Raw genomic sequence first — 23,205 nt, 5'->3', positions numbered from 1 at the left:
TCCCCGCGAAGGCGGGGATCCAGTGTTCGTTTACGGCAAAGGTAACGGATGACCAGCTCCGGCTGTTGTAAAGCACTTCCCGCGTTCGCAGGCATGACACAGAGCAGTGATTCTTCGACATACCCGGTAGCGCAGTCAGCAATCGGCCGTTGGCGACGTGGCATCTCGCGCGACGGAGGATCCGATTCTTTTGTTGCATCAACAGGTCCCGCTCTCGGGATGACAGCGAAGGGACGGCGGCACTTTCGCGTCCTTAGACCCCTGCCGCCGTCTGGCGATTTCCGACTCGCCCTTCCTGTCACTGCTTTCGGCTGCGTTACCGCCCAAAAAAGAAAGCCCCGGCTTTCGCCGGGGCCTGGTGTTCACGTCGCGCCGGAGAGCGACGTTTCCGATTCCTTCCGGAAGCCAGGGGCGGATGCTTTCGACGGCGTCCGCCCGGAGATTGCTCAGAAAGCGATACTCCAGCTGTTGATGTAGCCGACATCGCCAGCGGCGTTGTCGTTCACGCGCAGCTTCCACGTGCCATTCAGCGCTTCGGTCGACAGGTTCAACGTCACCGTCTTGTTGATGTTGTCGGTGCTCGAACCGGTGTGGTTGTGGATGTTGTACAGCGTGCCATCCGGCGCCACCAGGTCGACCTTCAGATCGCCGATGTAGGTGTGCACGATCGCGACCGTGACGGATGCATCCGCCGGTGCATTGCCGCTGCGGCCGGACACCGTGACCGGGCTGTCCACGGTGGCGTTGTCGCTGATCGTGTAGTCGGTGGTGTTGCTGTAGCTCGTGCGCGGGCCGGTGATGGTGTAGCTGCCGGTCAAGCTCATGCCGGAGAACGCCGAGTAGCCCTTGACCAGCACGTGCCACGTGCCCGGCGTCGCCGACGGCAGGTTGCAGGTCTCGGCGGTGGTGCTGCCTTCGGACTTGCAGTCGTAGCTGGTGGTCGTCGGCGCGCTGCCGAACTTCACATACAGGTCCGCATCACCCGTGCCGCCGGAGGTGACGAACTTCAGGCCAGTCGAATCGGTCGGTACCACCATCGTCCAGCGCTGTTCGCTGGCGGCTGCGCCGGAGATGCCGCTCACCGGCTGGCCGTTCTGCAGCACGTTGCTGACGGTTCCAACCGTCACCGACTGCGTCTTGCTGTTGGTCGCGCCGTTGTTGTCCGTAACGGTCAGCGTGACGTTGTAGCTGCCGGCACTGGTGTAGGTGTGGCTTGGGCTGGTGGCGGTGGACGACGTGTTGTCGCCGAACGACCAGCTGCGCGAGGCGATCGAGCCGTCGCTGTCGCTGGAGCTGTCGGTGAACGTCGCCGTCAGGCCGCTCGCCGAAGAGGTGAAGTTCGCCACCGGCGGTGCGTTCGAGGTGCCACCGTTGGTCTTGGCCAACTCACCCAGGAACGCGAGGCCGAACTTGGCGAAGTTGATCGACGGCGCAGCGGTATTGCCCGTGTTGGCCAGCGTATCGCTGGTGCTGTGGATGTACGGGTTGTAGTTGCCGTTGTTGTCGCCGCCCTCGAACATGATCGCCGCCGGATAACCGGCACTGGTCCACGAGGCATGGTCCGAGCAGCCGTAGCCGCAGGTGTAGGTGCCGCGCTGGATGCCCAGCGGCGCCAGGTAGGTGTCGAACAGGCTGCCGAAGAACGTCTTCATCTCCGCGCTGGAGTAATCGGTGACTATCCGCATCTCGGTGCTGCCGGTCTGGTAGTTGGTCATGTCCAGCTGCAGCACGCCCACAACGTTCGTGCCTGCGCTCTGGAACGATGTCGCGATGGCGTTGGAACCGCGCAGGCCGACTTCCTCGGCGGCGTAGCCCATGAACTTCACCGTGCGCTTGGGCTTCCAGCCGTTCGCCAGGGCCACGCGCAGCACTTCGGTCAGCGTGGCGATGCCCGACGCATCATCGTCGGCGCCAGGCGCGACCTGCGTGTTGCTGCCGCCCGCGGAGCCGTTGATCGAGTCCAGGTGGGCGCCGAGCACGACGACTTCGTTCGGCAGGTCCACGCCCTGCACGGTCAGGATCACCGACGGCTGGGTCGAGCAGTTACTGCACGCGGTGAACAGTTCACTGCTGACATCGCTGCGACCGGTGGCGAGCGAATCCCACTGGCTCTTGATCCATTCGGCCGACGTCTTGCCGGTGGTCGAGGTGTAGTAGCGGTTGGTGTAGTTGGACAGCGAAGTGATGGTGTTCTTGATGCGCGTGCCATCGACGGCGCCCAGCCACGGATTGACCGTCGCACTGTTGTCGATGGTGTAGGCAACCAGTGCCGCCTTTGCGAGCGACTTGGCGGCCTTGTCGTTGCGGATGAAGTTCTCGGCCTGCGCAAGCGTGTCGAAGGCGAAGAAGCCGCCGCAGCGGTTTTCCTTCTCATGGACGCGCTGCGCCACTTCCGACACCTGGTGCGACTTGATCTTCGAGATGATCAGTTCCTTGCCCAGGCTGTCGCGACGCGACGTGGCCTGCGTCGCAAGCGACTGCAGGTGGTTCCGATAGGTTTCCGCCGAACTGACCAGGTAGGCCGGCGCGAACGGGTTGGCGGCGACCGGCGCAACGCCGGTGTTGCCGGCGCGCGTGGCCTTCGCGGCGTGTGTCTGCGCGAAGACCGGGGAAACCAGGGCCACGCCGATCAGCGCGGCGGCAATGCGGTGGTGCGACTTCATCGGACACTCCTTTGTTTGGACCGCGGCCGGTCGTTGCGGCAGTCGGGGACGCCGCGCCGGCGCGCGTTGAGTTGGGCATGTTTGTTCGATGCAACGACGCCCCGGAAGGCGCCACTGGTTCCGGCTCCGTTGGCCCGGACAGAAATCGCGTTGCGTACTGCGCCGACCTGCCGTGTGGCGTGCCGGTTGGTTCGTTTTTTCCAGGATGGGCGGCCGGTGGCCGATGTCATCGCCGCCACGCCGCCAGCAGATCCGGGCCGTGGATGACCACGGCCCGGCGTTTGCTGCAGTACTTCGATTCGACTTAGAACGTGATCGACCAGCTGTCGATGTAGCCGGTGTCGGCCGCGGCGTTGTCGTTCACGCGCAGCTTCCACGTGCCGTTCAGCGCTTCGGTCGACAGGTTCAGCGTCACCGTCTTGTTGATGTTGTCGGTGCTGGAACCGGTGTGGTTGTGGATGTTGTACAGCGTGCCATCCGGAGCCACCAGGTCGACCTTCAGGTCACCGATGTAGGTGTGCACGATCGCGACGGTCACCGACGCATTGCTCGGGGCGTTGCCGCTGCGGCCGGAGACCGTGATCGGCGAATCCACCGTGGCGTTGTCGTTGATCGCGTAGTCGGTCGTGTTGCTGTAGGTCTGCGTGCTGCCGCCACCGCCGGCGGTGTAGCTGCCGGTCAGGCTCATGCCGGAGTACGCGGTGTAACCGTGGATGGTCACGTAGTACGTACCGGCCTGGGCCGTCGCGATGTTGCAGGTCTCGGCGGTGGTGCTGCCTTCGGACTTGCAGTCATAGCTGGTGGTGGTCGGCTGCGAACCGAACTTCACGTACAGGTCGGCGTCGCCGGTGCCGCTGGCGGTGACGAACTTCAGGCCCGTGGCGCCAGCCGGCACGTCGAGCTTGTAGTACTTGTCGCTGCCGCTGGCGCCGGAGATGCCGGTCGCGGCCACGCCGTTGCTCAGTGCGGTCACGGTGCCGCCACCGCCACCACCCGAGCAGCTCACGCCCACGGCGGTGAACGCCGCGGTCACGTCGGCCTTGGTGTAGCCCAGGTCGGTCGCCGCGGTTTCAACACCGCATGCACCCTGGTTGAAGGTGCTGTTGGCGGTCCAATACACCGCATTGGCACGGGCGAACACCTTGAACGCCTTCGGCACGTCCCAGCCGGTCGTCTTGGCCAAGGTGCAGAACGCCTTGTTGTACACGCCCGACGTGTTGTGCACGTCCATGCTGCTGGTGTAGTTGGCGGCGTTGTCGATCGAACGGCCGTCCTGGGTCGGATTGCACATGTAGCGCAGTGCACCGGACGACTTGAAGATCTCGGCGCCGACCAGGAAGTCGGCACTGCCCTTCCAGTAGTGCTCGGTGGCTTCGCCGCCCATGTCGGAGAAGGCTTCGTTCATGCCGCCGGACATGGCCGAGTAGACCAGGCCCGAATGCTGTTCGGTGAAGCCGTGCGAGACCTCGTGACCGGCGACGTCGGCACTGACCAGCGGGTAGAACGTGCTGGCGCCGTCGCCGAAGGACATGGTGCTGCCGTCCCAGAACGCGTTCTCGTAGCTGGAACCGTAATGCACGCGCATGACCAGCTGGAACGACAGTGCGTTGTAGCCGGTGTAGGCCGGGTACATGTTGGTGATCACGCCGCCGAAGTAATGCGCATCGTTGATCGGCGAATACGCGCCGTTGATGGTCTTGTAGGTGTTGTTCGGGCAGGTGTACGAGTACGCAGTGGTGCTGGTGCCGGTGCTGCCGTTGAGGTTCACCGACTTCACGTTGGTGTTGTTCATCGTGCAGGTGCTGCCCGACTGGGTCACGTCGAGGTAGCCATAGTTGCCACCCGAACCCCACTGGTACTGGCCGGTCTTGGCGTTGCCGCCAGGGCCGGTACCGACCAGGGCGTGGGTCAGGCCGTCCCACTTCTTCAGGACCTTGCCGCTGTTGGCATCGACGATCACGAACGGGCGGGTCGGCGAACCGCCCTTGGCCGAATCGGCGAAGTACGACACGACGTAGGCCAGGTGGGCCTTGCCGGCGTCGTCAACGAAGATCATCTGCTCGGACTTCTCGTTCTGCGTGTGCAGCTGGCTGGCACGCAGGCCCATGCCGGCGCTCTTGCCGATCGACAGCGCCTGCGCGCTGCTGAGCTTGGCGGCACTCGCCGCGATCTCGCGATCCAGTCCGGACGTCGTGCGGCCGAACAGCGAACGAACCGCGCCGTTCTTTTCAGCAACGATCACCTGCTCACCGAACACCGGGATGCCACGGAACGTCTGCGCATAGCGGACGTGCCTGGTGCCATCGGCGTCGGTCACGCTGTTCAGCACCTTCAAGCCGGAGTTCGCGTCCAGGCCGAGCAGTTCGGCGTGGCGATCCTGCGGACGAGCGGCAACGCCAAGCTTGGTAGAAGCCGCCTTGTACTGCTGGTTGAGCTTGGCAACATCCAGGCCGTGCAGGTCGACGTGACCGGCGGCGCCGGCGGTGCCGGCGGACAGAGCAACAGCAGTGGCCACCGCGAGGGCGGCCCTACGGGAAATACGATTCACTTGGGGACTCTCCAACGTTCAAATGGGTGGATGGCCGCGCGAACGCGACCGGCTTTCCTTGGCCCTTCCAATTGAAACGTCAGTTCTCGCCCATTTCGGCGCGCCTTGGTCGAGCGCGCTAGAACTGCCGTAACCGGAGCCGCGACTGGAAACATCGCGGCCCGGGCAAGCTATGGACGCTGCCGCCGGGCGTCAACACGTGGCGTTGAAATCGTTATCAGCGCAGCCGTTCTGTTTTTCGCGGCGCGCACGGTTTTCAGCGGAAACACGGCAAAACATGGCATATCCGAGGTGGTGCCGCGCAACAATCCGCCTGCGGATGCTGGCGGGTTGCGTTGGCATTTTCCTCGCACTGCAACATGCCTTGGGCGCAACAGGCACCAATTATTGCTAGCTCGTAGCACGGGATTTCAATGGTGCATGGTGCGCAGGTGCGGGCACGCAAGGGCGCCTACGCACCGCTCATTGCTCATTGCTCATTGCTCATTGCTCATTGCTCATTGCTCATTGCTCATTGCTCATTGCTCGTTGCTCGTTACACGGTGCGCATTCGCCGCGCCTCGCGGGCCCCGCTGGGAATGCTGCACGTCGCCGCGTTCGCTGCTTTAGCGCGTTGTTCCAGGCAGCAAAAAAACGGCCCCGGTGTTACCCGGGGCCGCGTATTGAAGCAGTACTGCTGTTGCGACTTAGAACGTGACCGACCAGCTGTTGATGTAGCCGACGTCGCCAGCAGCGTTGTCGTTCACGCGCAGCTTCCACGTGCCGTTCAGCGCTTCGGTCGACAGGTTCAGCGTCACCGTCTTGACGATGTTGTCGGTGCTGGTGCCAGTGTGGTTGTGGATGTTGTAGAGCGAGCCATCCGGAGCCACCAGGTCGACCTTCAGGTCACCGATGTAGGTGTGGACGATGTTGACCGACACCGACGCATTGGTCGGGGCGTTGCCGCTACGGCCGGAGACCGTGATCGGCGAATCCACCGTGGCGTTGTCGCTGATCGTGTAGTCGGTCGTGTTGCTGTAGGTCTGCGTGGTGCCGCCACCGCCGGTCGAGTAATCACCCAGCAGGCTGACGCCCGAGAAGGTCGAGTAGGCCTTCAGGTTGACGTAGTACGTGCCCGCCGACGGTGCCGCGAAGGTGCAGGTCTCGGCATTGCCGGACACATACGGACGGCAGTCGTAGACGGTGTCGGTCGGCGCGCTGCCGAACTTCACGTACATGTCGGCATCGCCGGTGCCACCGGAGATGGTGAAGGTCAGGTTGGTCGCGCCGGCCGGCACGTCCAGCTTGTACTTCGCGTAGCCGCCGGTGCTGGCGCCGATGCCGGTGACCGTCACGCCCTTGGTCAGCGCGGTCGTGGTGCCGCCACCGCCGCCGCCGGCGCAGCTCACGCCCACCGCGGTGAACGCCGCGGTCACGTCAGCCTTGGTGTAGCCCAGGTCGGTCGCAGCGGTTTCAACGCCGCACGCGCCGCTGTTGAAGGTACTGCTGGCGGTCCAGTACAGGGCGTTGGCGCGTGCCATCACCTTGAACGCCTTCGGCGTATCCCAGCCGGCGGTCTTGGCGAGCAGGCAGAACGCCTTGTTGTACACGCCCGAGGAGTAATGCACGTCCAGCGAGCTGGTGTAGTTGGCGGCGTTGTCGATCGAGCCACCGTCCGCGGTCGGGTTGCACATGTAGCGCAGCGCGCCGTTGGCCGACTTGAAGATCTCGCGACCGACGTCGAAGTCGTTGCTGCCCTTCCAGAAGTACTCGGTCGCTTCGCCGCCCATGTCGGAGAAAGCTTCGTTCATGCCGCCGGACTGGCCGGAGTAGGTCAGGTTGGAGTGCTGCTCGGTGAAGCCGTGCGAGACCTCGTGGCCGGACACGTCGGCGTTGACCAGCGGGTAGAACGTGCTGGCGCCGTCGCCGAACGACATGTTCGAACCGTTCCAGAACGCGTTCTCGTAGCTGGAGCCGTAATGCACGCGCATCACCAGCTGGAACGACAGCGCGTTGTAGCCGGTATAGGCCGGGTACATCTGCGTGATCACGCCGCCGAAGTAGTGGGCGTCGTTGATCGGCGAGTACGCGCCGTTGATGGCCTTGTAGGTGTTGTTCGGGCAGGTGTACGAGTACGCGGTGGTGCTGGTGCCGGTGCTGCCGTTGAGGTTCACCGACTTCACGTTGGTGTTGTTCATCGTGCAGGTGGTGCCCGACTGGGCCACGTCGAGGAAGCCGTACTGGCCACCCGAACCCCACTGGTACTGGCCGGTCTTGGCGTTGCCGCCAGGGCCGGTGCCGACCAGGGCGTGGGTCAGGCCGTCCCACTTCTTCAGGACCTTGCCGCTGTTGGCGTCGACGATCACGAACGGACGGGTCGGCGAACCGCCCTTGGCCGAATCGGCGAAGTACGACACGACGTAGGCCAGGTGGGCCTTGCCGGCGTCGTCAACGAAGATCATCTGCTCGGACTTCTCGTTCTGCGTGTGCAGCTGGCTGGCACGCAGGCCCATGCCGGCGCTCTTGCCGATCGACAGCGCCTGCGCGCTGCTGAGCTTGGCGGCACCCGCCGCGATTTCGCGATCCAGGCCCGTCGTGGTGCGACCGAACATGTTGCGCACGGCGCCGTTCTTCTCGCTCACGGTGATGCTTTCGCCGAACACCGGGATGCCGCGGAACGTCTGCGCGTAGCGATAGTGCTTGGTGCCGTCGGCGTCAGTCGCGCTGTTGAGCACCGTCAGGCCCGAATTCGCATCGAAGCCCAGCAGTTCGGAATGGCGCTCGTTCGCCTTGGCGGCGACGCCGACCTTGAGCGAGGCAGCCTTGTACTGCTGGTTGAGCTTGCCCACGTCAAGACCGTGCACGTCGACGTGGCCCGCAGCTGCGGCATTGCCGGCAGCCAGGGCAAGGGTAGTGGCAGCAGTGAGCGCGGCCAGGCGGTGATTGCGATTCACAGGGTGGATCTCCTCAGGGGATATGGGTAGATGCTTGTGCAACTGACGCCCAGCGGCCCACGCTCCAATGAGCAAGTCGCTCCCCTGCCACGCGCCGGGGCGCATGTCGGGAAAGAACCAGCTCGGAACCACGGGGCAAGGCGGAAGCCCCGCGGCGCAGCGACGCTAGGTGCGACCGTGCGCAGCGTCAACGATTGCGACTGAAATCGATTTCAGGCGGGGGTTCCGGGGGCCCCCTGTGGATAGATGAAAATTGGCTGCAGACCGCATTGACGCTGGGTTCTGCTCCCGTTCAGATAGCTCATTGGGCAAAGTCAGGCGCCAAGATTTTCTAGTGCGCTGCAACATGGGAATTGCGCCGTCAGTCCGGCTGAGACGACCGCTGGGCTGTTAGCCGTAGCGTAATAACGCGTGGTTTCGCGGCTGATTCCACGAGTCCGGGAGTGCGGCTGGGCGGGCGCGGATGGATCGCATCGCCGCCTTTTCCGGGGGGATATCCGGCCCGCTTCAGCGCATCTCCACCGTGGCGCCCTGCAACCGCGCCTTGCCGGCGACGAGGTCGGTCCAGACCAGGTAGGCCCGGCCATTGCGGGCCGCCAGTTGCGGGAACCCGGTGCCGCGGCCGCGCCCCTGCAACCTGGCTACCTCGATCCGGGCCAGCTCGCGCGACAGGTCCGGGGAGCGGCGGGACAATTGCAGCGATTGGCCGCCGGCGTCCTCGCGCAGCCAGGCGACCCATACCGAGGCCGCGTCCAGGGCGACATCGACGCGCCCCTGCACCGCCTCGCCGCTGTCCTGGGTGACCGCCGGGCCGAAGCTGTCCCCCGCGTCCGCCGACCGGGCGAGCTTCAGCGTCGGCACGCCAGCCGCCGCCGTGTACCAGCCGACCACCGCATCGTTGCCGCGGGCAGCGACCGAAGGCCCGTTGACCGGGCAGGCGGGCATCTTCCAGCCATCGGCATGCACGACGCGCGCGGCGGTCCAGCCGCCGGGTTGCAGGCGCGTGGCGTGGATGTCGCGGATTTCCTCCGGCGTGCGGTCGCGGTAGACCAGCAGCGGGCCGCGCGCCGTCAGCGCGACGTCGGTCTGGCAGCAGTCGCACGTCATCGGGTCCAGGCGCGCTTCGTCGCGACGCTGCAACTGCATGTCGAACACGACGCTGCGCAGGCTCATCGCGCCCTCGCCTGCATCGGGTTCGTGGCCGCCGTGCGCGTGCCCGGCCGATTCCTCGGCAGTCGATGCGGTCTCGCGTCCATCCAGCCAGGTCATGCCGAGCGAATCCGGCGATGCCGGCCACAGCGAGACAAAACCGTGCTCCGTCGGCGTGCCGTCGTCGTTGACCCGCGTCGGCGCCGACCAGGTGGCGCCGCCGTCACCTGACCGCACCAGGGCCACGTCATAGGCATAACTGGCGACGGCCGACTTGCGCAGCCAGTGCGCCCACAGCGCGCCGTCCATCGTCGCCAGCAGGTGCGGCGTGTCCGCCCAGTTCACGAACCAGTCCGTGCCGCGTGCGATCACCCGGGGCGCGCTCCAGTGCGCGGCGTCGTAGGCGGCGAACCGCATCGCGTGGCCGTCGTTGCGAGGCTCCACCCAGGACAGCAGCAGGCGACCGTCGGGCGCGACGACGAGGTCGGGTTGCGCAGCCGCGACGTCCACCGGCAACGACCACGGCGTGACTGCCAGCGTGTGCGACGCGGTGACCGATGCGGTGGCTGGCGTGGCGGCCTCGCGATTGCAGGCAGTGAGCAGGCAGGCGGCGAGCAGTGCAGGCTTCAGGGTCGAATTCATGACGACAGGTTAGCGCGCCCCGCTGGGGTCGAGGCGGAACCCGGATACGCTTCGGCGACGGCGATGCTGCTTGCGCGCTGCATTGCGTTGCGTGAGCGCGAGTCGTGGCCGCGCGCTTGCCCTGCTGCGCGGCGAGTACGTGACGAAGGCGCGAGGCAGCAACCCTCATCGCATCTACAAGACCTCCGCGGCGCCGCACATTTCAATCACCACATCGCGACACACTGCAGTGCGCGACTCCCCAGAGAAGGTCTGAACAATTCAAATGTCATCCCGAGCGTAGCGAGGGATCTGTTGGTTTGCCTGGGAAAAGCAGATCCCTCGCTGCGCTCGGGATGCCAGGGTGAGAGTTGTTCAGAGCTTCCCTACGCGACGCGGCTACGCCCGGAACGGGCGAGGTGCACCAGCAACAGCGAAATCGCCGCCGGCGTCATCCCGGGAATGCGCTGCGCCTGGCCCACGGTCTGCGGCAGCACGCGCTGCAGTTTCTGCGTGGCTTCGGCCGACAGCCCACGCACGGCGGCGTAGTCGAAGTCGCCCGGGATCGCGGTGCTTTCATGGCGCTGCTGGCGTTCGATCTCCTCGCGCTGGCGATCGAGGTAACCCGAATACTTCACGCCGATCTCGACCTGCTCCGCCACGGTGGCGTCTTCCACCGCGGGGCCGAGCGATGCGACCTGCATCAGCTTCGCGTAGTCGAGCTCCGGTCGCTTGAGCAGGTCGCGCGCGCTGGTCTCGCGGGTGATCTCGATGCCAAGTGCCACGTTGATCTCGCGGCCGAGTGCATTGTTCGGCGCCGCCCACACGCCGGCGAGTCGCGTGTTCTCGCGTTCGATCGCCTCGCGCTTGCGGTCGAAGGCCGACCAGCGCGTGTCGTCCACCAGCCCGAGCTCGCGTCCCACCGGCGTCAGGCGCAGGTCGGCGTTGTCTTCGCGCAGCTGCAGCCGGTATTCGGCGCGCGAGGTGAACATCCGGTACGGCTCGGTCGTGCCGTGGGTGATCAGGTCGTCGACCAGCACGCCGATGTAGGCCTCGTCGCGACGCGGGCTCCAGCCTTCGCGCTGCTGCGTGTAGCGCGCTGCATTGACGCCGGCGAGCAGGCCCTGCGCGGCGGCCTCCTCGTAGCCGGTGGTGCCGTTGATCTGGCCGGCGAAGAACAGGCCGTCGATCGCCTTCGTCTCCAGCGTGGTCTTCAAACCGCGTGGGTCGAAGAAGTCGTATTCGATCGCATAGCCGGCGCGGGTGATGTGCGCCTGCTCGAAGCCGCGGATCGAACGCACCAGCTCGAGCTGCACGTCGAACGGCAGCGAGGTCGAGATGCCGTTGGGATAGATCTCGGCGACGTCGAGGCCTTCGGGTTCGACGAAGATCTGGTGGCTCGCCTTCTCGGCGAAGCGCACCACCTTGTCCTCGATCGACGGGCAGTAGCGCGGACCGATGCCTTCGATCTGGCCGGTGTAGAGCGGCGAGCGGTCGAGCGCGCCGCGGATGATCTCGTGGGTACGCTCGCTGGTGTGGGTGATCCAGCACGACACCTGGCGCGGATGGTCGGCCGGCGTGCCGAGGAACGACATCACCGGACGCGGATCGTCGCCGGGCTGCTCTTCCATCACCGTGTAGTCGAGCGAGCGGCCGTCGATGCGCGGCGGCGTGCCGGTCTTGAGGCGATCGACGACGAACGGGCCTTCGCGCAGGCGCTGTGCAAGCGCGACCGCGGGCGGATCACCGGCACGGCCGGCCGCGTAGGTGGTCTGGCCGACGTGGACCTTGCCGGCGAGGAAGGTGCCGGCGGTGAGCACGACGGCCGGCGCCGTGAACGTCAGGCCGGTCTGGGTGATGACGCCGGTGACCTTGCCGTTATCGAAGACGATGTCGTCGACGGCGGACTGGAACACGGTCAGGTTCGGCTGGCTCTCGACCGCACTACGGATGAAGGCGCGGTACAGCGCGCGGTCCGCCTGGCAGCGCGTTGCGCGCACCGCCGGGCCCTTGCTCGCGTTGAGCCGGCGCCACTGGATGCCGGCGGCGTCGGCGGCGCGCGCCATGATGCCGCCGAGCGCGTCGATCTCCTTGACCAGGTGACCCTTGCCGATGCCGCCGATCGCCGGGTTGCAGCTCATCGCGCCGACAGTTTCCACCGAATGCGTGAGCAGCAGCGTGCGCGCGCCGGCACGTGCGGCGGCGAGCGCGGCCTCGGTGCCTGCATGGCCGCCGCCGACGACGATCACGTCATGGTTGTAGAACGACTGGCTCATGGACTCTCGTTGGAAGACTCTCGTTGGAATCGGGCACGACGTGAACGCCCTCACCGCACGGGGCAACTGCCCATTTTAGGTCGCGCGCCCGCGCCGTGAATGCCCGTGAAGACGGCGTGAAAACTTGGCACGGTTTCTGCGACATTACTCCTGCACCCAGCGGGGCAGGCGCGAGACGCCGGCTAGATTTGGAACAGGGGCTGGCCAAGCGCTCGCAGGGGAAGCCAGGGGTCGAATGTCGGGGGACGTTCGGCCCCTTTTTTTGCCCCGCCTCCGGGACTGTGAAACCGGTCACGCGACCGGGTCGAAATTCCATACGCTTTCGAATGGAATCGACTGGAAATGTCGGTCGAGGGGCGCGCGTGTCCGCGCTGCGAGGGAGTCGGCCGGGTGAAGGAGCCGGCGCCCAGCGGGGACGGAACAGGGGGGATCCGTGATTCCCAGCGGGACGCCGACATCGGCGCTTGCAACCCTCAGCTGGCCTGCCAACGTCGAAATGCGACGCAACCGGTCAGTGGTTGCAGCTTGCCGTCACTTCCTTCGAGGTGCAAGCCCTTGATGCGATTGAAATGTGACCGAAGTGCCAGCCTGCGATGGCATTCGATCAGGGCTCGCTTTCCCGTCCGGATTCACCACTCCCGCGGCGCGGTTGCGCACGCGGCATCGGCGGCGGCGCGTGCATGCGCGGCTCGTCGCGGCGGTCGTCGCGGCGCTGCTCGGGGCGTGGCTCAAAACGCGGCATGGATCGGGCGTCGGCCGCGCGCTCGTCCGGGCGCACCATCGGTCGCGGCATCGGCCGGGACATGGGCTCCCTGGACGGACGTTCCATTGGGCCCGGCGCCACCATCGTGGCCGGATCCGGTTGCGCCACCCGCCCCCGATTGAAATCGCGCCACGGCGGCGGACGGGGGGAGTCGTTGCGGTTGTCGTCCGGTCGCGGTTGGCCGCCGGTCTGGTCCGGCGGCGGGTTCCCCTGCGGCGGACGCGGCCTGTGGTGGCGCCAGTAGGGGTAGCCGTAGGAATACGGATAGCCGTAGTAGGGATAGCCGTAATAGCCGGAGTACGGATTGCCGTAGTAGCTGCCGTAGCCATACGGGTAGTAGTAGCCGGGGTAGTAGCCGTAGTCCTGATAGCGGTATTCCACGCCGGGTTGACCGTAGTAGTAGCCGCCACCGTCTTCGCGATAGGCGTAGTCGGTGACGCAGCCGGCCAGCAGGCCTGCGGCCAGTGCCGGAACGAGCAGTTTGCGGATCATGGCGGAACCCCCAAGTCAGTGATGCAGCTTCGGTCCATGGGATTGAACTCGCGCTTAATTCTTCCGATGAAGCGTGCCGGGCCGGAGTTCCGACTGGGGCCAGTGCATGGATCCCGCGCGTCCCGCGTCGGCCATCGCGCTAGCATCTGGTGATGACCGAACCCGCTTCCGCACACCTGCCCGATTTCGCCGCCGTCCTGGCCGCCGCCGCCCGCATCGCACCGCACGCCCACCACACGCCGGTCCTACGCTCGCGCACGCTGGACGCACTGGCCGGCTGCGAACTGCACTTCAAGGCCGAACACCTGCAGCGCGCGGGCGCGTTCAAGTTCCGCGGCGCCTGCAACGCGGTGTGGTCGCTGACGCCGGAACAGGCCGCGCACGGCGTGGTCACCCACTCCTCCGGCAACCACGGTGCCGCGCTGGCGCTGGCGGCACGCACGCGCGGGATCGCCTGCCACGTGGTCGTGCCGGAAGGCGCGGTGGCGAGCAAGGTGGTGGCCATCGAAGCCTACGGCGCGACGCTGCATCGCTGCGCCGCTTCGATTCCCGCGCGCGAGGAGAAATGCGCGCAGGTGCAGCGCGACACCGGCGCGGAACTGGTGCATCCCTACGCCGACGCGCGCGTGATCGCCGGCCAGGGCACGGCTGCGCTGGAACTGCTGAGCCAGGCCGGTGGCCATTTCGATGCGGTCATCACGCCGGTCGGCGGCGGCGGCCTGCTCGGCGGAACGGCCATCGCCACCCACGCCACGTCGCCGTCGACCCGTGTGTATGGTGCCGAGCCCACCGGCGCCGCCGACGCCCACCTGTCGCTGCAGCATAGCGAGCGCGTCACTGCATTGACCCCCGATACGATCTGCGACGGCCTGCGTGGCCTGCTCGGCGCGCCCAACTTCGCCTTGCTGCGCGAGCACGACGTGCAGGTGCTGCTCGCGGACGATGCGGCCACCGTGCGCGCGATGCGGCTGTTCTGGCAGCGGACCAAGCAGCTGATCGAACCTTCTTCCGCGGTCGCGCTGGCGGTGGTCCTCAGCGATCGCGAACGCTTCGCCGGACAGCGCGTGGGGGTGGTGGTGTCGGGTGGCAACGTCGACCTCGACGCGCTGGCAGTGCTGTTCGCGGACGGCAGCGCAGCCGTAACCGGGGCGTAGCATCGCGCCGGCTACGCTGGTTGGATCATCTCCGCGCGATCACTCCCACTGCATGCGTCAATGGCTGCGCACCCCTGCTGCATGGACGACCCTGCTGGCAATCGTCCTCGCCTTCGGCCTGCTCGGGGCGCGCGGCATCTGGGATCCGGACGAAGGCCGCTACACGAATGTCGCGCTGAACATGCTCGACAGCGGCGACTGGCTCAACCCGCATCGCAGTGATGAAGTCGCGCACTGGACCAAGCCGCCGCTGACCTACTGGGTGATCGCGTCCAGCATCGCGGTGTTCGGGCACAACCCGTGGGCGGCGCGGCTGCCGTCGGCGCTGTCGTTCCTGCTTTGCACCTGGCTTGCGTGGCGCGTGGCTGGCCGATTGGTGCCGGCCGCACGCATGCCGGCCGCGGTGGCGTACGCGACGATGCTGGTCACCTTCGGCGCCTCGCACATGATCACCACCGACTACCTGCTGTCGGCGTGCGTGGGCGCGGCGATGTGGGCGTTCGTGGAATCCCGCTTCGGGCCGATAGGACGCAAGCGCTGGATCATATTGATATGGATCACGTTGATGTGGGCCGCGTTCGCACTGGGGTTCCTCACAAAGGGGCCGCCGGCACTGCTCTACCTGCTGGTGGTACTCGGTTTCAATGCGTTGATGCCGCAGCGGCATGGGCGCGTGCTGCAGCTGTCGGGCATCGTCGTGTTCGTGCTGCTGGCGTTGCCGTGGTACGTCGCGGTGATCGCCAACCATCCGGGCCTGTTGCGCTATTACATCGGCGACGAGGTGGTGAATCGCGTCACCACCAACGACTTCGGCCGCAACGGCGAGTGGTACGGCTGGCTCAAGGTCTACGCGCCGACGCTGCTGGTGGGTACGCTGCCATGGACGCCGGCGCTGTGGCGCTGGGCGCGCGCGCTGCCACGACGGTTGCGCGACTGGCGTGATCGCACGCGACGCGACGCGGACGCCGCTGGCGTGCTCCTCGCGCTCTGGCTGCTGGTGCCGCTGATGGTGTTCTGCCTGGCGCGATCGCGCATGCCGCTGTATCTGCTGCCATCGTTCCTGCCCCTGGCCGTGATCATCGCGCGGCAACGGTGGCAGGAAGGCCGATCACCGCCACGTTGGCGCTGGCTCGCGGCGTGGGCCGCGCTGCTGCTGGTACTGCAGGTGGCCGCGGCGAAATGGCCGACGCACAAGGATGCCTCGGCCTGGGCCGACACGATCCGCTCGCGCGCCCACCACACGGTCACCGAAGTGCTGTTCGTCCAGGACATGGCGCGTTACGGATTGCACCTGCACCTGGATGCGCAGGTGGAGAAGATCTCGCTGGCACCGTTGCGCGGCCCACGCTTCGATCCCGAATACGACGAAAGTCTCGCGCAGGAACTGGCCAGGGGCGAACCCGGCCAGGTATGGATCTGCAAGCAGGGCCTGTGGCCGCAGCTGCGCGACGAGCTGGCTGCACGAGGCTATCGCGCGGAACCGTTGGGCGCGCCGTACCAGCGCCGGGTGATCTTCGAGGTAGTGAAGCGCTAGCTGCGCGACCACCGGCACCCAAGCCGAGCCGCGAAGCGGCTTCGGCTTGAAAGAATCGCGAGGCTACGTACCGGTTGCCGCAACCCAGTAGCGACGTTTTGGGCGGCGTAACGTGTCGTCGTGATAGGTGTCCTCAAAGACGCCGCCATTCTTCTCGATCACGCGCATGGAAGCGATGTTGTCGTCGTCGCACGTCACCAGCACGCGATCCAGGCCGAGCTCAGCATGTGCGAAGCGGACTGCCTCTCCAAGTATCTGCGTCGCGTAGCCGCGGTTCCGGAACTCCGGGAGAACTGCGTAACCCACATGTCCTGCCACTCGCTCGAGTTGGGGAGTGAGTGCGTGGCGAATGGAGGCACGCCCGACGATGCGCCTCTGGCCGAACGCGAACAGAAACGAAGAAGGGACCACATCCGGCGGCAACCCGCGCCCGACGCGATGATCATCCAGGAGGCGAAGAAAACGCGGGAATGTCATGCCCCGACGGTAGTCCCGCAGGAACGTTGGATTGTCCGCAGGCACCGCGGACCGTGCCTCAAGGAAGGCATCCTCGTCGTCCGGGCAAAGTCGTCTCAGTTCAATCATGCGCTGCGGGAAATCCTCACGATCGACCCCACCACTGTCAACCGGCACTAGCCGCCCCTATCGCTGCGCAATTCCTGCGTCGCATGGCGATCACCCGCCGCGGCACGTGCAGCGACGACGCTGAAGGCGACGATGCCGACGATCACGACCAGCGCACCCCACAACGCACGCCCTTGCGGCCAGGCTTCACCCAGCCACAGCACGCCAATCAGCGTGGCAAAGAGGATTTCCGCGGCTTGCATCGCTTCGGCGGCGGCCAGCCCGGTGGGATCGTTTCGGACCATGCCGGTGGCCTGGAAGAACAGCACGGTGGCGATCACGCCCGCGCCCAGCGCCACGCCTGCGGCAAACATCACCTGCCCGGCCGGCGGCGCGCCCGTCTTCGCGAAGGCAAACGCGGCGACCGCCCACCACAACGGCTGGCTCGCCAGGGTCATGCCGAACACGCGCTGGGTCGCATTGAGTTCGGTGCCGGCATGCTCCTTACTGGCATGCTCCAGATGCAGCAGCAGGCCACGATTGCCGAGTGGATAGGCGAAGGCGCTGATCGCCACCGCCACCAGTGCGATCCACCCATCACGATCCAGTCGACCGCCCCCGTGGCCGAACTGCATCAGCAGCACGCCTGCCACCACGACAATCCCGGCAAGCAACGCAGGCAACGGAATCCGGCCGCGCGCATCACCGCGGCGATAAAGAAACGGCGCGCACAACATGCCCGCGATCACGGTGAGCTGGAAGGTGCCCGCCACCAGCCACGAGGGCCCGCTCGCCGCGGCGAAACTCAGCAGCAGGTAAAACAGCACGAAGCCAACCCCGCTCCACAGCAACCACGGCCCCGGATGCGCGCGGATCGCCCGCCACACCGGCGCCATGCCGCCTTGCCATGGCATCACCAGCAGCATGATCGGCAACGTGATGAGGTAGCGCAGGCACGCGGTCCACGCCCAGTCGCCGCCGCCGTTGGCCGCGGCGCGATTGAGCACGTAGGTGCAGGTGAAGAACAACGCCGACGCCAGCGCGATGGCGACGGCAAGCAGCGTGCGTTGGCGAAGCTGGGGATTCATGCGCTGCAATCTACGCGGCGGGCGCTGTGCTGGCCACGATGGTCTTTCAAGCCCGAGGACATTGGGGCCGCGCCCGCGGCCACTGGAAATTGAACGACCGAAGCTGCTCCGCCCGCTTTCCCAACCGGCCTGTATGGCCGGATGTTACTGAGCGCGCGCCGGCACTCAACGTCGCCGGATCGGAATCCTTGCCGCCGGCACCCGCACTTCATCGACGCCACCGACACGGATCGGCGTCCCCGGTGGTGGACCCCAGGCCTGCGCGGTGATGACTTCCCACGTCGCCGGCAACCGGCCGTCGCGACGCGCGGGTTCATAGGCCTGCGCGGCGCGGGCGAAGCGGGCGCGACCGGTGAGGCTGCGCCGACGGGTATCCAACGCATTGGTCGCACCGAGCGTACGCAGCTCGCGCATCAGGTCGGCAAGCGTGTCGTGGCCGAGCACGAATTCATCGCGATCCAGCACCGGATCCTTGAACCCGGAAGCGATCAGCGCGTCGCCGAACTGCGCGATCGAGGCGAACGGGCTGACGTGCGGCGCGCTGTCGGCGTGAGTGAAGGCGTCGCGCAGTTCCCACAGGGTGTCGGGGCCGAAGGTCGACAGCACCATCAGTCCGCCGGGCTTGAGCACGCGACGGAATCCGGCGAACACCGCCGGCAGATCCTCGACCCACTGCAGGCACAGGTTGGAGAACAGCACGTCGACGACGCCGTCGGCCAGCGGCAGCGCGCGTGCATCCGCGCACAGCGGTTGCGGGCGCGGCGTACGCGCGAACGGATTTGGAATCAGCGATGCGGACGACCGCAGCTGCTTCGCGTTGGCACCGGCCTCGCGCGCCATCGGCAGGGCGAGGTCGAGCGCGATCACCTGCGCCTTGGGCCAGCGCTGCTGCATCGCCACGGTCGCATGACCCGGCCCGCACCCGACGTCGAGCACGACCTCCGGCGCACGCGGCTTGCCGTTGCCGGCTTCGCGTTGTGCGCGCTCGTCGAAGTAGTCCAGCGATTCGAGCAGGCGCGCGGCGACTTCGCGCTGCAACGCAGCGGCGTCGTCGTAGTGGTGCGCGGCGCGGGAGAAGGCGCGGCGGACCTGGCGGTGATCGAAAAGTGGAGGCATAGGTGGTCGTCTGCCTGTTGCTATCAGTTGCTGGTGCTGGTTAAGGAGGGCCTGGATGGTTGCCGTCATCCCCGCGAAGGTCGGGGATCCAGCGACGTCAGGAAAGCAAGGGCGGGAATGACGAGCAAAAAACCGAGCTCTTCAGTTAACTGTTTCTTTCTGCGCCATTCCATCGGCTTAACAGCGAAGCGGAGCAAGCAGGAATGACCTCATGTCACTTATCCCAACCCATCCATGAACGCCGCGATCTCGCCCGCCACTTCGTCCGGCGCGCCTAGGAACGGCGCGTGACCCGCGTTGGCGATCACCACGCTGCGTGCGCCAGGCGTCAGCGCGGCGGCGGCTGGCATCGCACCCGCGGGCACCAGGCGATCGCGACGACCCGACAACCACAGGCTGGGAACGCGCAGCATCGGTAGTTCGTCGCGCGCGTCGAACGCATCGAGCAGACGCAATCCCTCCAGCAGCGCACGCGGCGCCGGTTCGCCACGTTCGAAGGCCTGCGCCCGCAGGCTGCGCAGCTCTTCCTGCGCGTGCGCGGAACCCAGCGCTTCCAGCGCAAGGAATCCATCCAGCGTGCCGCGGAAATCCTTCGCCAGCGCGTCGCCGAAATCGCGGAACAGCTGCGGGCCAACACCATGCGTCCAGTCCTCACCGACCACAAAGCGCGGCGACGACGCCACCATCACCAGCCCGCGCACCGCATGCGGGTGGTCAAGCGCCGCCCGCAACGCGAACTGCCCGCCGAGCGACCAGCCCAGCCACACCGCATCGGGCACGCGCGCCACTAGTTCCGTCGCCAGCGCGTCGGGCACGAGCGGCGTCTCGTCTTCGCGCGCGTGACCGTGGCCCGGCAAATCGACCAGGTGCAGCGTGTAGCGATCGGCCAGTCGATCCACCAGCGGCGCGAACAGGCCGCCGTGCATCGCCCAGCCATGGATGAGCGCCAGCGCGGGACCCTGCCCGCGCGTTTCGATATGCATGGCCCGCCTCAGCGCAGGAATTCGGCGACGCGCGCTTCGGCTTCGGCCTTGTCGCGGGCGCGGCCGAGCGCATCCACCAGGCCGTTGACGTCTGCGTCGGAATGCAGCGCCGACAACGTCACGCGCAGGCGCGCGCGGCCTTCGGGCACCGTCGGCGGACGGATCGCGGTGACCCAGTAGCCGCGCTGTTCGAGCGTGGCCGACATCGACAACGCGCGCTTCTCGTCGCCGCACATCACCGGCTGGATCGGCGTCTCGGACGGCTGCAGCACCAGCCCGGCCTGCTGCGCACGTTCGCGGAAATGCGCGATCAGGTCGAACAGCTTGCCGCGACGCCATTCCTCGGTGCGCGCGAGCTTGACCGCGGCGAGCGTCGCGGCGGCCTGCGCCGGCGGCAACGCGGTGGTGTAGATGTAGGAGCGTGCGGTCTGCGCGAGGTGATCGATGATGTCCGCGTCGCCGACGACGGCAGCGCCGTAACCGCCCAGCGCCTTGCCGAGCGTGACCAGCTGCAGCGGCACCAGGTCGATACCCAGCTGCGCTTCGGCGACGCTGCCGCGACCGCCGGGGCCGACCACGCCGACGCCGTGCGCGTCGTCCACGTACATCAGCGCCTTCTGCATGCGTGCGACGAGGGCGAGTTCGCGCAGCGGCGCCACATCGCCGTCCATGCTGAACACGCCGTCGGTCGCGAGCATCGCCACGCCGTCGGCGGCTTCGCGCAGCAGGCGCAGCGCACCCGCGGAGTCGCCATGCGGGTAGCGGCGCAGCTTGCAACCGGACAGGCGCGCGGCATCGATCAGGCTGGCGTGGTTGAGGCGGTCCTGCACGCAGACGTCGTCGTCGCCCAGCAGCGACTGCACGACGGCAAGGTTGGCCATGAAACCGCTGCCGAACAGCAGCGCGCGCGGCGCGCCGAGCCAGTCGGCCAGTTCCTTCTCCAGCGCTTCGTGCATCTGGTGGTGGCCGCAGACCAGATGCGAGGCGAGACCGCCGGCGCCTTCGCGTGAAGCGGCATCCTGCAACGCGTTGATCACGGCGAAGTGCTGCGACAAACCGAGGTAATCGTTGCCGCAGAAGTTCAGCAGCTTGCGGTGCGCGCCCTTCTCATCGAGGACTTCCACGCGCGCGCCGTCGCGATGGACGACCGGCCGCAGGGTGCGCACGCGCGACTTGGCGACGCGCTCGGCCTGCGCGGCCTGGAGGCGTTCACGCCAGGATTCGCGCGGCATGTCAGGCCACCGCGCGGGCGACGTCGCACACGGACGCGGCGTCGGTGGTTTCCAGGATGTCGGCGTGCACGGTCTCCCCCTGTTGAACGACCGGCATGGGCACCAGGCCCAGACGGTCGAACAATGCCATATCGCGCTCGGTGTCGGGGTTGCCGGTCGTCAGCAATTTCTCACCGTAGAAGATGGAGTTGGCGCCAGCAAGGAAGCACAGCGCCTGCAGTTCGTCCGACATCGATTCGCGGCCGGCGGAGAGGCGGACCATCGAGCGCGGCATCAGTATCCGGGCGACGGCAATCGTGCGCACGAACTCGAACGGGTCCAGCTGCGCGGTGCCCGCCAGCGGCGTGCCTTCAACCTGCACCAGGCGATTGATCGGCACCGAGTCCGGATGCGCTGGCAGGTTGGCCAGGGTCTGCAGCAGGCCGGCGCGCTGGTCGCGCTGCTCGCCCATGCCGACGATGCCGCCGCAGCAGGTCTTCATGCCGACGTCGCGCACGTGGCTGAGGGTGTCCAGCCGGTCCTGCATCTCGCGGGTGTGGATGACCTCGCCGTAGAACTCCGGCGCGGTGTCCAGGTTGTGGTTGTAGTAGTCCAGGCCGGCGTCCTTGAGCGCGCGGGCCTGATCGCCCGAGAGCATGCCCAAGGTGGCGCAGGTTTCCAGGCCGAGCGACTTCACCTCCTGGATCATCGCGGCGACCTTGGGGATGTCTCGGTCCTTCGGCGAGCGCCACGCCGCGCCCATGCAGAAGCGCGACGCGCCGGCGGCCTTGGCCTGCTTCGCCTTCTCCACCACGGCTTCGGTCGACATCAGCTTCGTCGCGTCGACACCGGTGTGGTAACGCGCGGCCTGCGGGCAGTAGCCGCAGTCTTCGGGACAGCCGCCGGTCTTGATCGACAGCAGCGTGCTGACCTGGACCTCGCGCGGGTCGAAGTGTTCGCGATGCACGGTGCCGGCACGGTGCAGCAGTTCCGGGAACGGCAGGTCGAACAGGGCGCGGACTTCGGCGCGGGACCAGTCGTGGCGGACGGGCGCGGGGGAGTGGCTGGCGGCAGGCATGGGGATTCCGGGCACGGCGGTGAAAACTCGTCAGTGAGCCCCGGAAGTCTGGGAAGCCCCTTCGGCACTGTCAACCGGACATTGACGATTCTGGTTTACGGGCCTGTCGGCCATCGGTACGGCGCCTGCCGGCGCATCGCCTGACGCCGCGACGCGGCGTTTTCCGACAGACACCGCGGGGCGGTCCCGCCCAGTCTGGATTCCATGACCATGCCCGCATCCGCACCGACCCTCGTCATCGAAGGACCGCGCCGCCACCTGCTCCACTGGCTGCGGCTGGACCCGGCGCACCTGCTGTGGCCCAGCCGCTGCCTGGCCTGCGAAGCCCCGGGTCTGGACGGACTGGACCTGTGCGACGCCTGTTTCGATGCCCTGCCCTGGAACCGCAGCGCCTGCCTGTCCTGCGCGATCCCCATCCCGAATCCGTTGCCGGCACCCGCGGTCTGCGGTGCCTGTCTGCGTCGCGAAGCATTGCTCGCCCGCCGTCGGCGCCGCTCGGCGCTGGCGGAGGTCCATGCCGCCTGCGTCTACGCCGCGCCGTTGGACCGCCTGCTGCCGCGCTTCAAGTTCCATGGCGACCTGGCCGCCGGCGCCCTGTTGTCGCAGTTGATGGCACAGGCATTTGCGGGCCTGCCGCGCCCGGAAGCCATCGTCGCCGTGCCGCTGCACCGCGCGCGGCTGCGGCGGCGTGGCTACGACCAGGCGCTGGAGCTGGCCAGGCCGTTGGCGGCGGCACTCGATATTCCATTGCACGCGAACCTGTTGCAGCGCATCCGCGCGACATCGCCGCAATCGGAACTGAGCGCGGCGGCGCGACGGCGCAATCTCAAGGACGCGTTCGCCGTGGACGCGCGCGCGCCGTTACCGGCGCACATCGCACTGGTCGACGATGTGATGACCACTGGCGCGACGCTGCACGCCGCGGCAGGGGCGTTGCGACGCGCCGGCGTGGCGCGCGTGGATGCCTGGGTATGCGCGCGTGTGCCGTAGCGGGAATCCGACGCGACAACGATCACTCGCGCGACAGCGATG

General features: G+C 67.0%; 16 protein-coding genes. 4 read left to right on the top strand and 12 right to left on the bottom strand.

Annotation, left to right across the window (positions count from 1 at the left end; translation table 11 throughout):
• Positions 1 to 446 precede the first annotated feature (446 nt).
• The 4 genes from ACYVD7_RS05030 to ACYVD7_RS05015 form a co-directional block, all read right to left on the bottom strand.
• Positions 447 to 2,663 carry a M20/M25/M40 family metallo-hydrolase gene (locus tag ACYVD7_RS05030; RefSeq protein ID WP_460759899.1) on the bottom strand — a complete coding sequence of 739 codons (2,217 nt, stop codon included), beginning with the start codon at positions 2,661 to 2,663 and terminating at the stop codon, positions 447 to 449.
• 304 nt (positions 2,664 to 2,967) lie between these two features.
• Positions 2,968 to 5,211: a M4 family metallopeptidase gene (locus ACYVD7_RS05025; protein ID WP_460759897.1), complete on the bottom strand. Its 2,244-nt coding sequence runs from the start codon at positions 5,209 to 5,211 to the stop codon at positions 2,968 to 2,970.
• Positions 5,212 to 5,897: 686 nt separating this feature from the next.
• The gene (locus ACYVD7_RS05020) at positions 5,898 to 8,144 is read right to left on the bottom strand and encodes a M4 family metallopeptidase (RefSeq protein ID WP_460759894.1); all 2,247 of its coding nucleotides are present in this window, start codon (positions 8,142 to 8,144) and stop codon (positions 5,898 to 5,900) included.
• A 507-nt stretch (positions 8,145 to 8,651) separates the two neighbouring features.
• Positions 8,652 to 9,935 carry a sialidase family protein gene (locus ACYVD7_RS05015; protein WP_460759892.1) on the bottom strand — a complete coding sequence of 428 codons (1,284 nt, stop codon included), beginning with the start codon at positions 9,933 to 9,935 and terminating at the stop codon, positions 8,652 to 8,654.
• Between the two features lie 91 nt (positions 9,936 to 10,026).
• On the opposite strand from ACYVD7_RS05015, the gene ACYVD7_RS05010 reads away from it, so the two are divergent.
• Entirely contained in the window at positions 10,027 to 10,191 is a 165-nt protein-coding gene (locus tag ACYVD7_RS05010; RefSeq protein ID WP_460759889.1) for a hypothetical protein, read from the top strand.
• A 109-nt stretch (positions 10,192 to 10,300) separates the two neighbouring features.
• Here ACYVD7_RS05010 and mnmG read toward each other — a convergent pair whose 3' ends face one another.
• Both mnmG and ACYVD7_RS05000 read right to left on the bottom strand, forming a co-directional pair.
• On the bottom strand, positions 10,301 to 12,190 hold the full coding sequence (gene mnmG / locus ACYVD7_RS05005; RefSeq protein WP_460759886.1) for a tRNA uridine-5-carboxymethylaminomethyl(34) synthesis enzyme MnmG: 1,890 nt from the start codon (positions 12,188 to 12,190) through the stop codon (positions 10,301 to 10,303).
• Positions 12,191 to 12,794: 604 nt separating this feature from the next.
• Positions 12,795 to 13,445, bottom strand: a complete 651-nt coding sequence (locus ACYVD7_RS05000) for a hypothetical protein (protein WP_460759884.1) — start codon at positions 13,443 to 13,445, stop codon at positions 12,795 to 12,797.
• A 152-nt stretch (positions 13,446 to 13,597) separates the two neighbouring features.
• Between ACYVD7_RS05000 and ACYVD7_RS04995 the strand changes: the two genes are divergently transcribed.
• Both ACYVD7_RS04995 and ACYVD7_RS04990 read left to right on the top strand, forming a co-directional pair.
• Positions 13,598 to 14,599 carry a pyridoxal-phosphate dependent enzyme gene (locus ACYVD7_RS04995; RefSeq protein ID WP_460759881.1) on the top strand — a complete coding sequence of 334 codons (1,002 nt, stop codon included), beginning with the start codon at positions 13,598 to 13,600 and terminating at the stop codon, positions 14,597 to 14,599.
• A 52-nt stretch (positions 14,600 to 14,651) separates the two neighbouring features.
• The gene (locus tag ACYVD7_RS04990; protein WP_460759878.1) at positions 14,652 to 16,133 is read left to right on the top strand and encodes an ArnT family glycosyltransferase; all 1,482 of its coding nucleotides are present in this window, start codon (positions 14,652 to 14,654) and stop codon (positions 16,131 to 16,133) included.
• Between the two features lie 63 nt (positions 16,134 to 16,196).
• Here the strand turns inward: ACYVD7_RS04990 and ACYVD7_RS04985 are convergent, their stop codons facing one another.
• The 6 genes from ACYVD7_RS04985 to bioB form a co-directional block, all read right to left on the bottom strand.
• A complete protein-coding gene (locus tag ACYVD7_RS04985) occupies positions 16,197 to 16,718 on the bottom strand; it encodes a GNAT family N-acetyltransferase (RefSeq protein ID WP_460759876.1) in 522 nt (173 codons plus the stop codon).
• A gap of 47 nt (positions 16,719 to 16,765) precedes the next feature.
• The gene (locus tag ACYVD7_RS04980) at positions 16,766 to 17,785 is read right to left on the bottom strand and encodes a multidrug resistance efflux transporter family protein (protein ID WP_460759873.1); all 1,020 of its coding nucleotides are present in this window, start codon (positions 17,783 to 17,785) and stop codon (positions 16,766 to 16,768) included.
• Positions 17,786 to 17,950: 165 nt separating this feature from the next.
• Positions 17,951 to 18,901, bottom strand: a complete 951-nt coding sequence (bioC, locus tag ACYVD7_RS04975; protein ID WP_460759871.1) for a malonyl-ACP O-methyltransferase BioC — start codon at positions 18,899 to 18,901, stop codon at positions 17,951 to 17,953.
• Between the two features lie 218 nt (positions 18,902 to 19,119).
• Positions 19,120 to 19,884, bottom strand: a complete 765-nt coding sequence (gene bioH, locus ACYVD7_RS04970; RefSeq protein ID WP_460759868.1) for a pimeloyl-ACP methyl ester esterase BioH — start codon at positions 19,882 to 19,884, stop codon at positions 19,120 to 19,122.
• 8 nt (positions 19,885 to 19,892) lie between these two features.
• Positions 19,893 to 21,116 carry an 8-amino-7-oxononanoate synthase gene (gene bioF, locus ACYVD7_RS04965; protein ID WP_460759865.1) on the bottom strand — a complete coding sequence of 408 codons (1,224 nt, stop codon included), beginning with the start codon at positions 21,114 to 21,116 and terminating at the stop codon, positions 19,893 to 19,895.
• Position 21,117: 1 nt separating this feature from the next.
• Positions 21,118 to 22,173, bottom strand: a complete 1,056-nt coding sequence (bioB, locus tag ACYVD7_RS04960; protein WP_460759863.1) for a biotin synthase BioB — start codon at positions 22,171 to 22,173, stop codon at positions 21,118 to 21,120.
• A gap of 210 nt (positions 22,174 to 22,383) precedes the next feature.
• On the opposite strand from bioB, the gene ACYVD7_RS04955 reads away from it, so the two are divergent.
• Positions 22,384 to 23,163 (top strand): ComF family protein, encoded by a 780-nt coding sequence (locus ACYVD7_RS04955; RefSeq protein WP_460759860.1) that lies wholly within the window; start codon positions 22,384 to 22,386, stop codon positions 23,161 to 23,163.
• The last annotated feature ends 42 nt before the right edge of the window (positions 23,164 to 23,205 follow it).

It is taken from the genome of Lysobacter fragariae (genome assembly GCF_054779775.1).
The sequence above is the reverse complement of the archived record's forward strand: the minus strand, read 5'-3'. Positions and strand labels throughout refer to the sequence as shown.

Coding starts and splice junctions, on each gene's coding strand:
- ACYVD7_RS05030 (WP_460759899.1), bottom strand. CDS start 2,663: ATGAAGTCGCACCACCGCATTGCCGCCGCGCTGATCGGCGTGGCCCTG.
- ACYVD7_RS05015 (WP_460759892.1), bottom strand. CDS start 9,935: ATGAATTCGACCCTGAAGCCTGCACTGCTCGCCGCCTGCCTGCTCACT.
- mnmG (WP_460759886.1), bottom strand. CDS start 12,190: ATGAGCCAGTCGTTCTACAACCATGACGTGATCGTCGTCGGCGGCGGC.
- ACYVD7_RS05000 (WP_460759884.1), bottom strand. CDS start 13,445: ATGATCCGCAAACTGCTCGTTCCGGCACTGGCCGCAGGCCTGCTGGCC.
- ACYVD7_RS04995 (WP_460759881.1), top strand. CDS start 13,598: ATGACCGAACCCGCTTCCGCACACCTGCCCGATTTCGCCGCCGTCCTG.
- ACYVD7_RS04990 (WP_460759878.1), top strand. CDS start 14,652: ATGCGTCAATGGCTGCGCACCCCTGCTGCATGGACGACCCTGCTGGCA.
- ACYVD7_RS04985 (WP_460759876.1), bottom strand. CDS start 16,718: ATGATTGAACTGAGACGACTTTGCCCGGACGACGAGGATGCCTTCCTT.
- ACYVD7_RS04980 (WP_460759873.1), bottom strand. CDS start 17,785: ATGAATCCCCAGCTTCGCCAACGCACGCTGCTTGCCGTCGCCATCGCG.
- bioC (WP_460759871.1), bottom strand. CDS start 18,901: ATGCCTCCACTTTTCGATCACCGCCAGGTCCGCCGCGCCTTCTCCCGC.
- bioH (WP_460759868.1), bottom strand. CDS start 19,884: ATGCATATCGAAACGCGCGGGCAGGGTCCCGCGCTGGCGCTCATCCAT.
- bioF (WP_460759865.1), bottom strand. CDS start 21,116: ATGCCGCGCGAATCCTGGCGTGAACGCCTCCAGGCCGCGCAGGCCGAG.
- bioB (WP_460759863.1), bottom strand. CDS start 22,173: ATGCCTGCCGCCAGCCACTCCCCCGCGCCCGTCCGCCACGACTGGTCC.
- ACYVD7_RS04955 (WP_460759860.1), top strand. CDS start 22,384: ATGCCCGCATCCGCACCGACCCTCGTCATCGAAGGACCGCGCCGCCAC.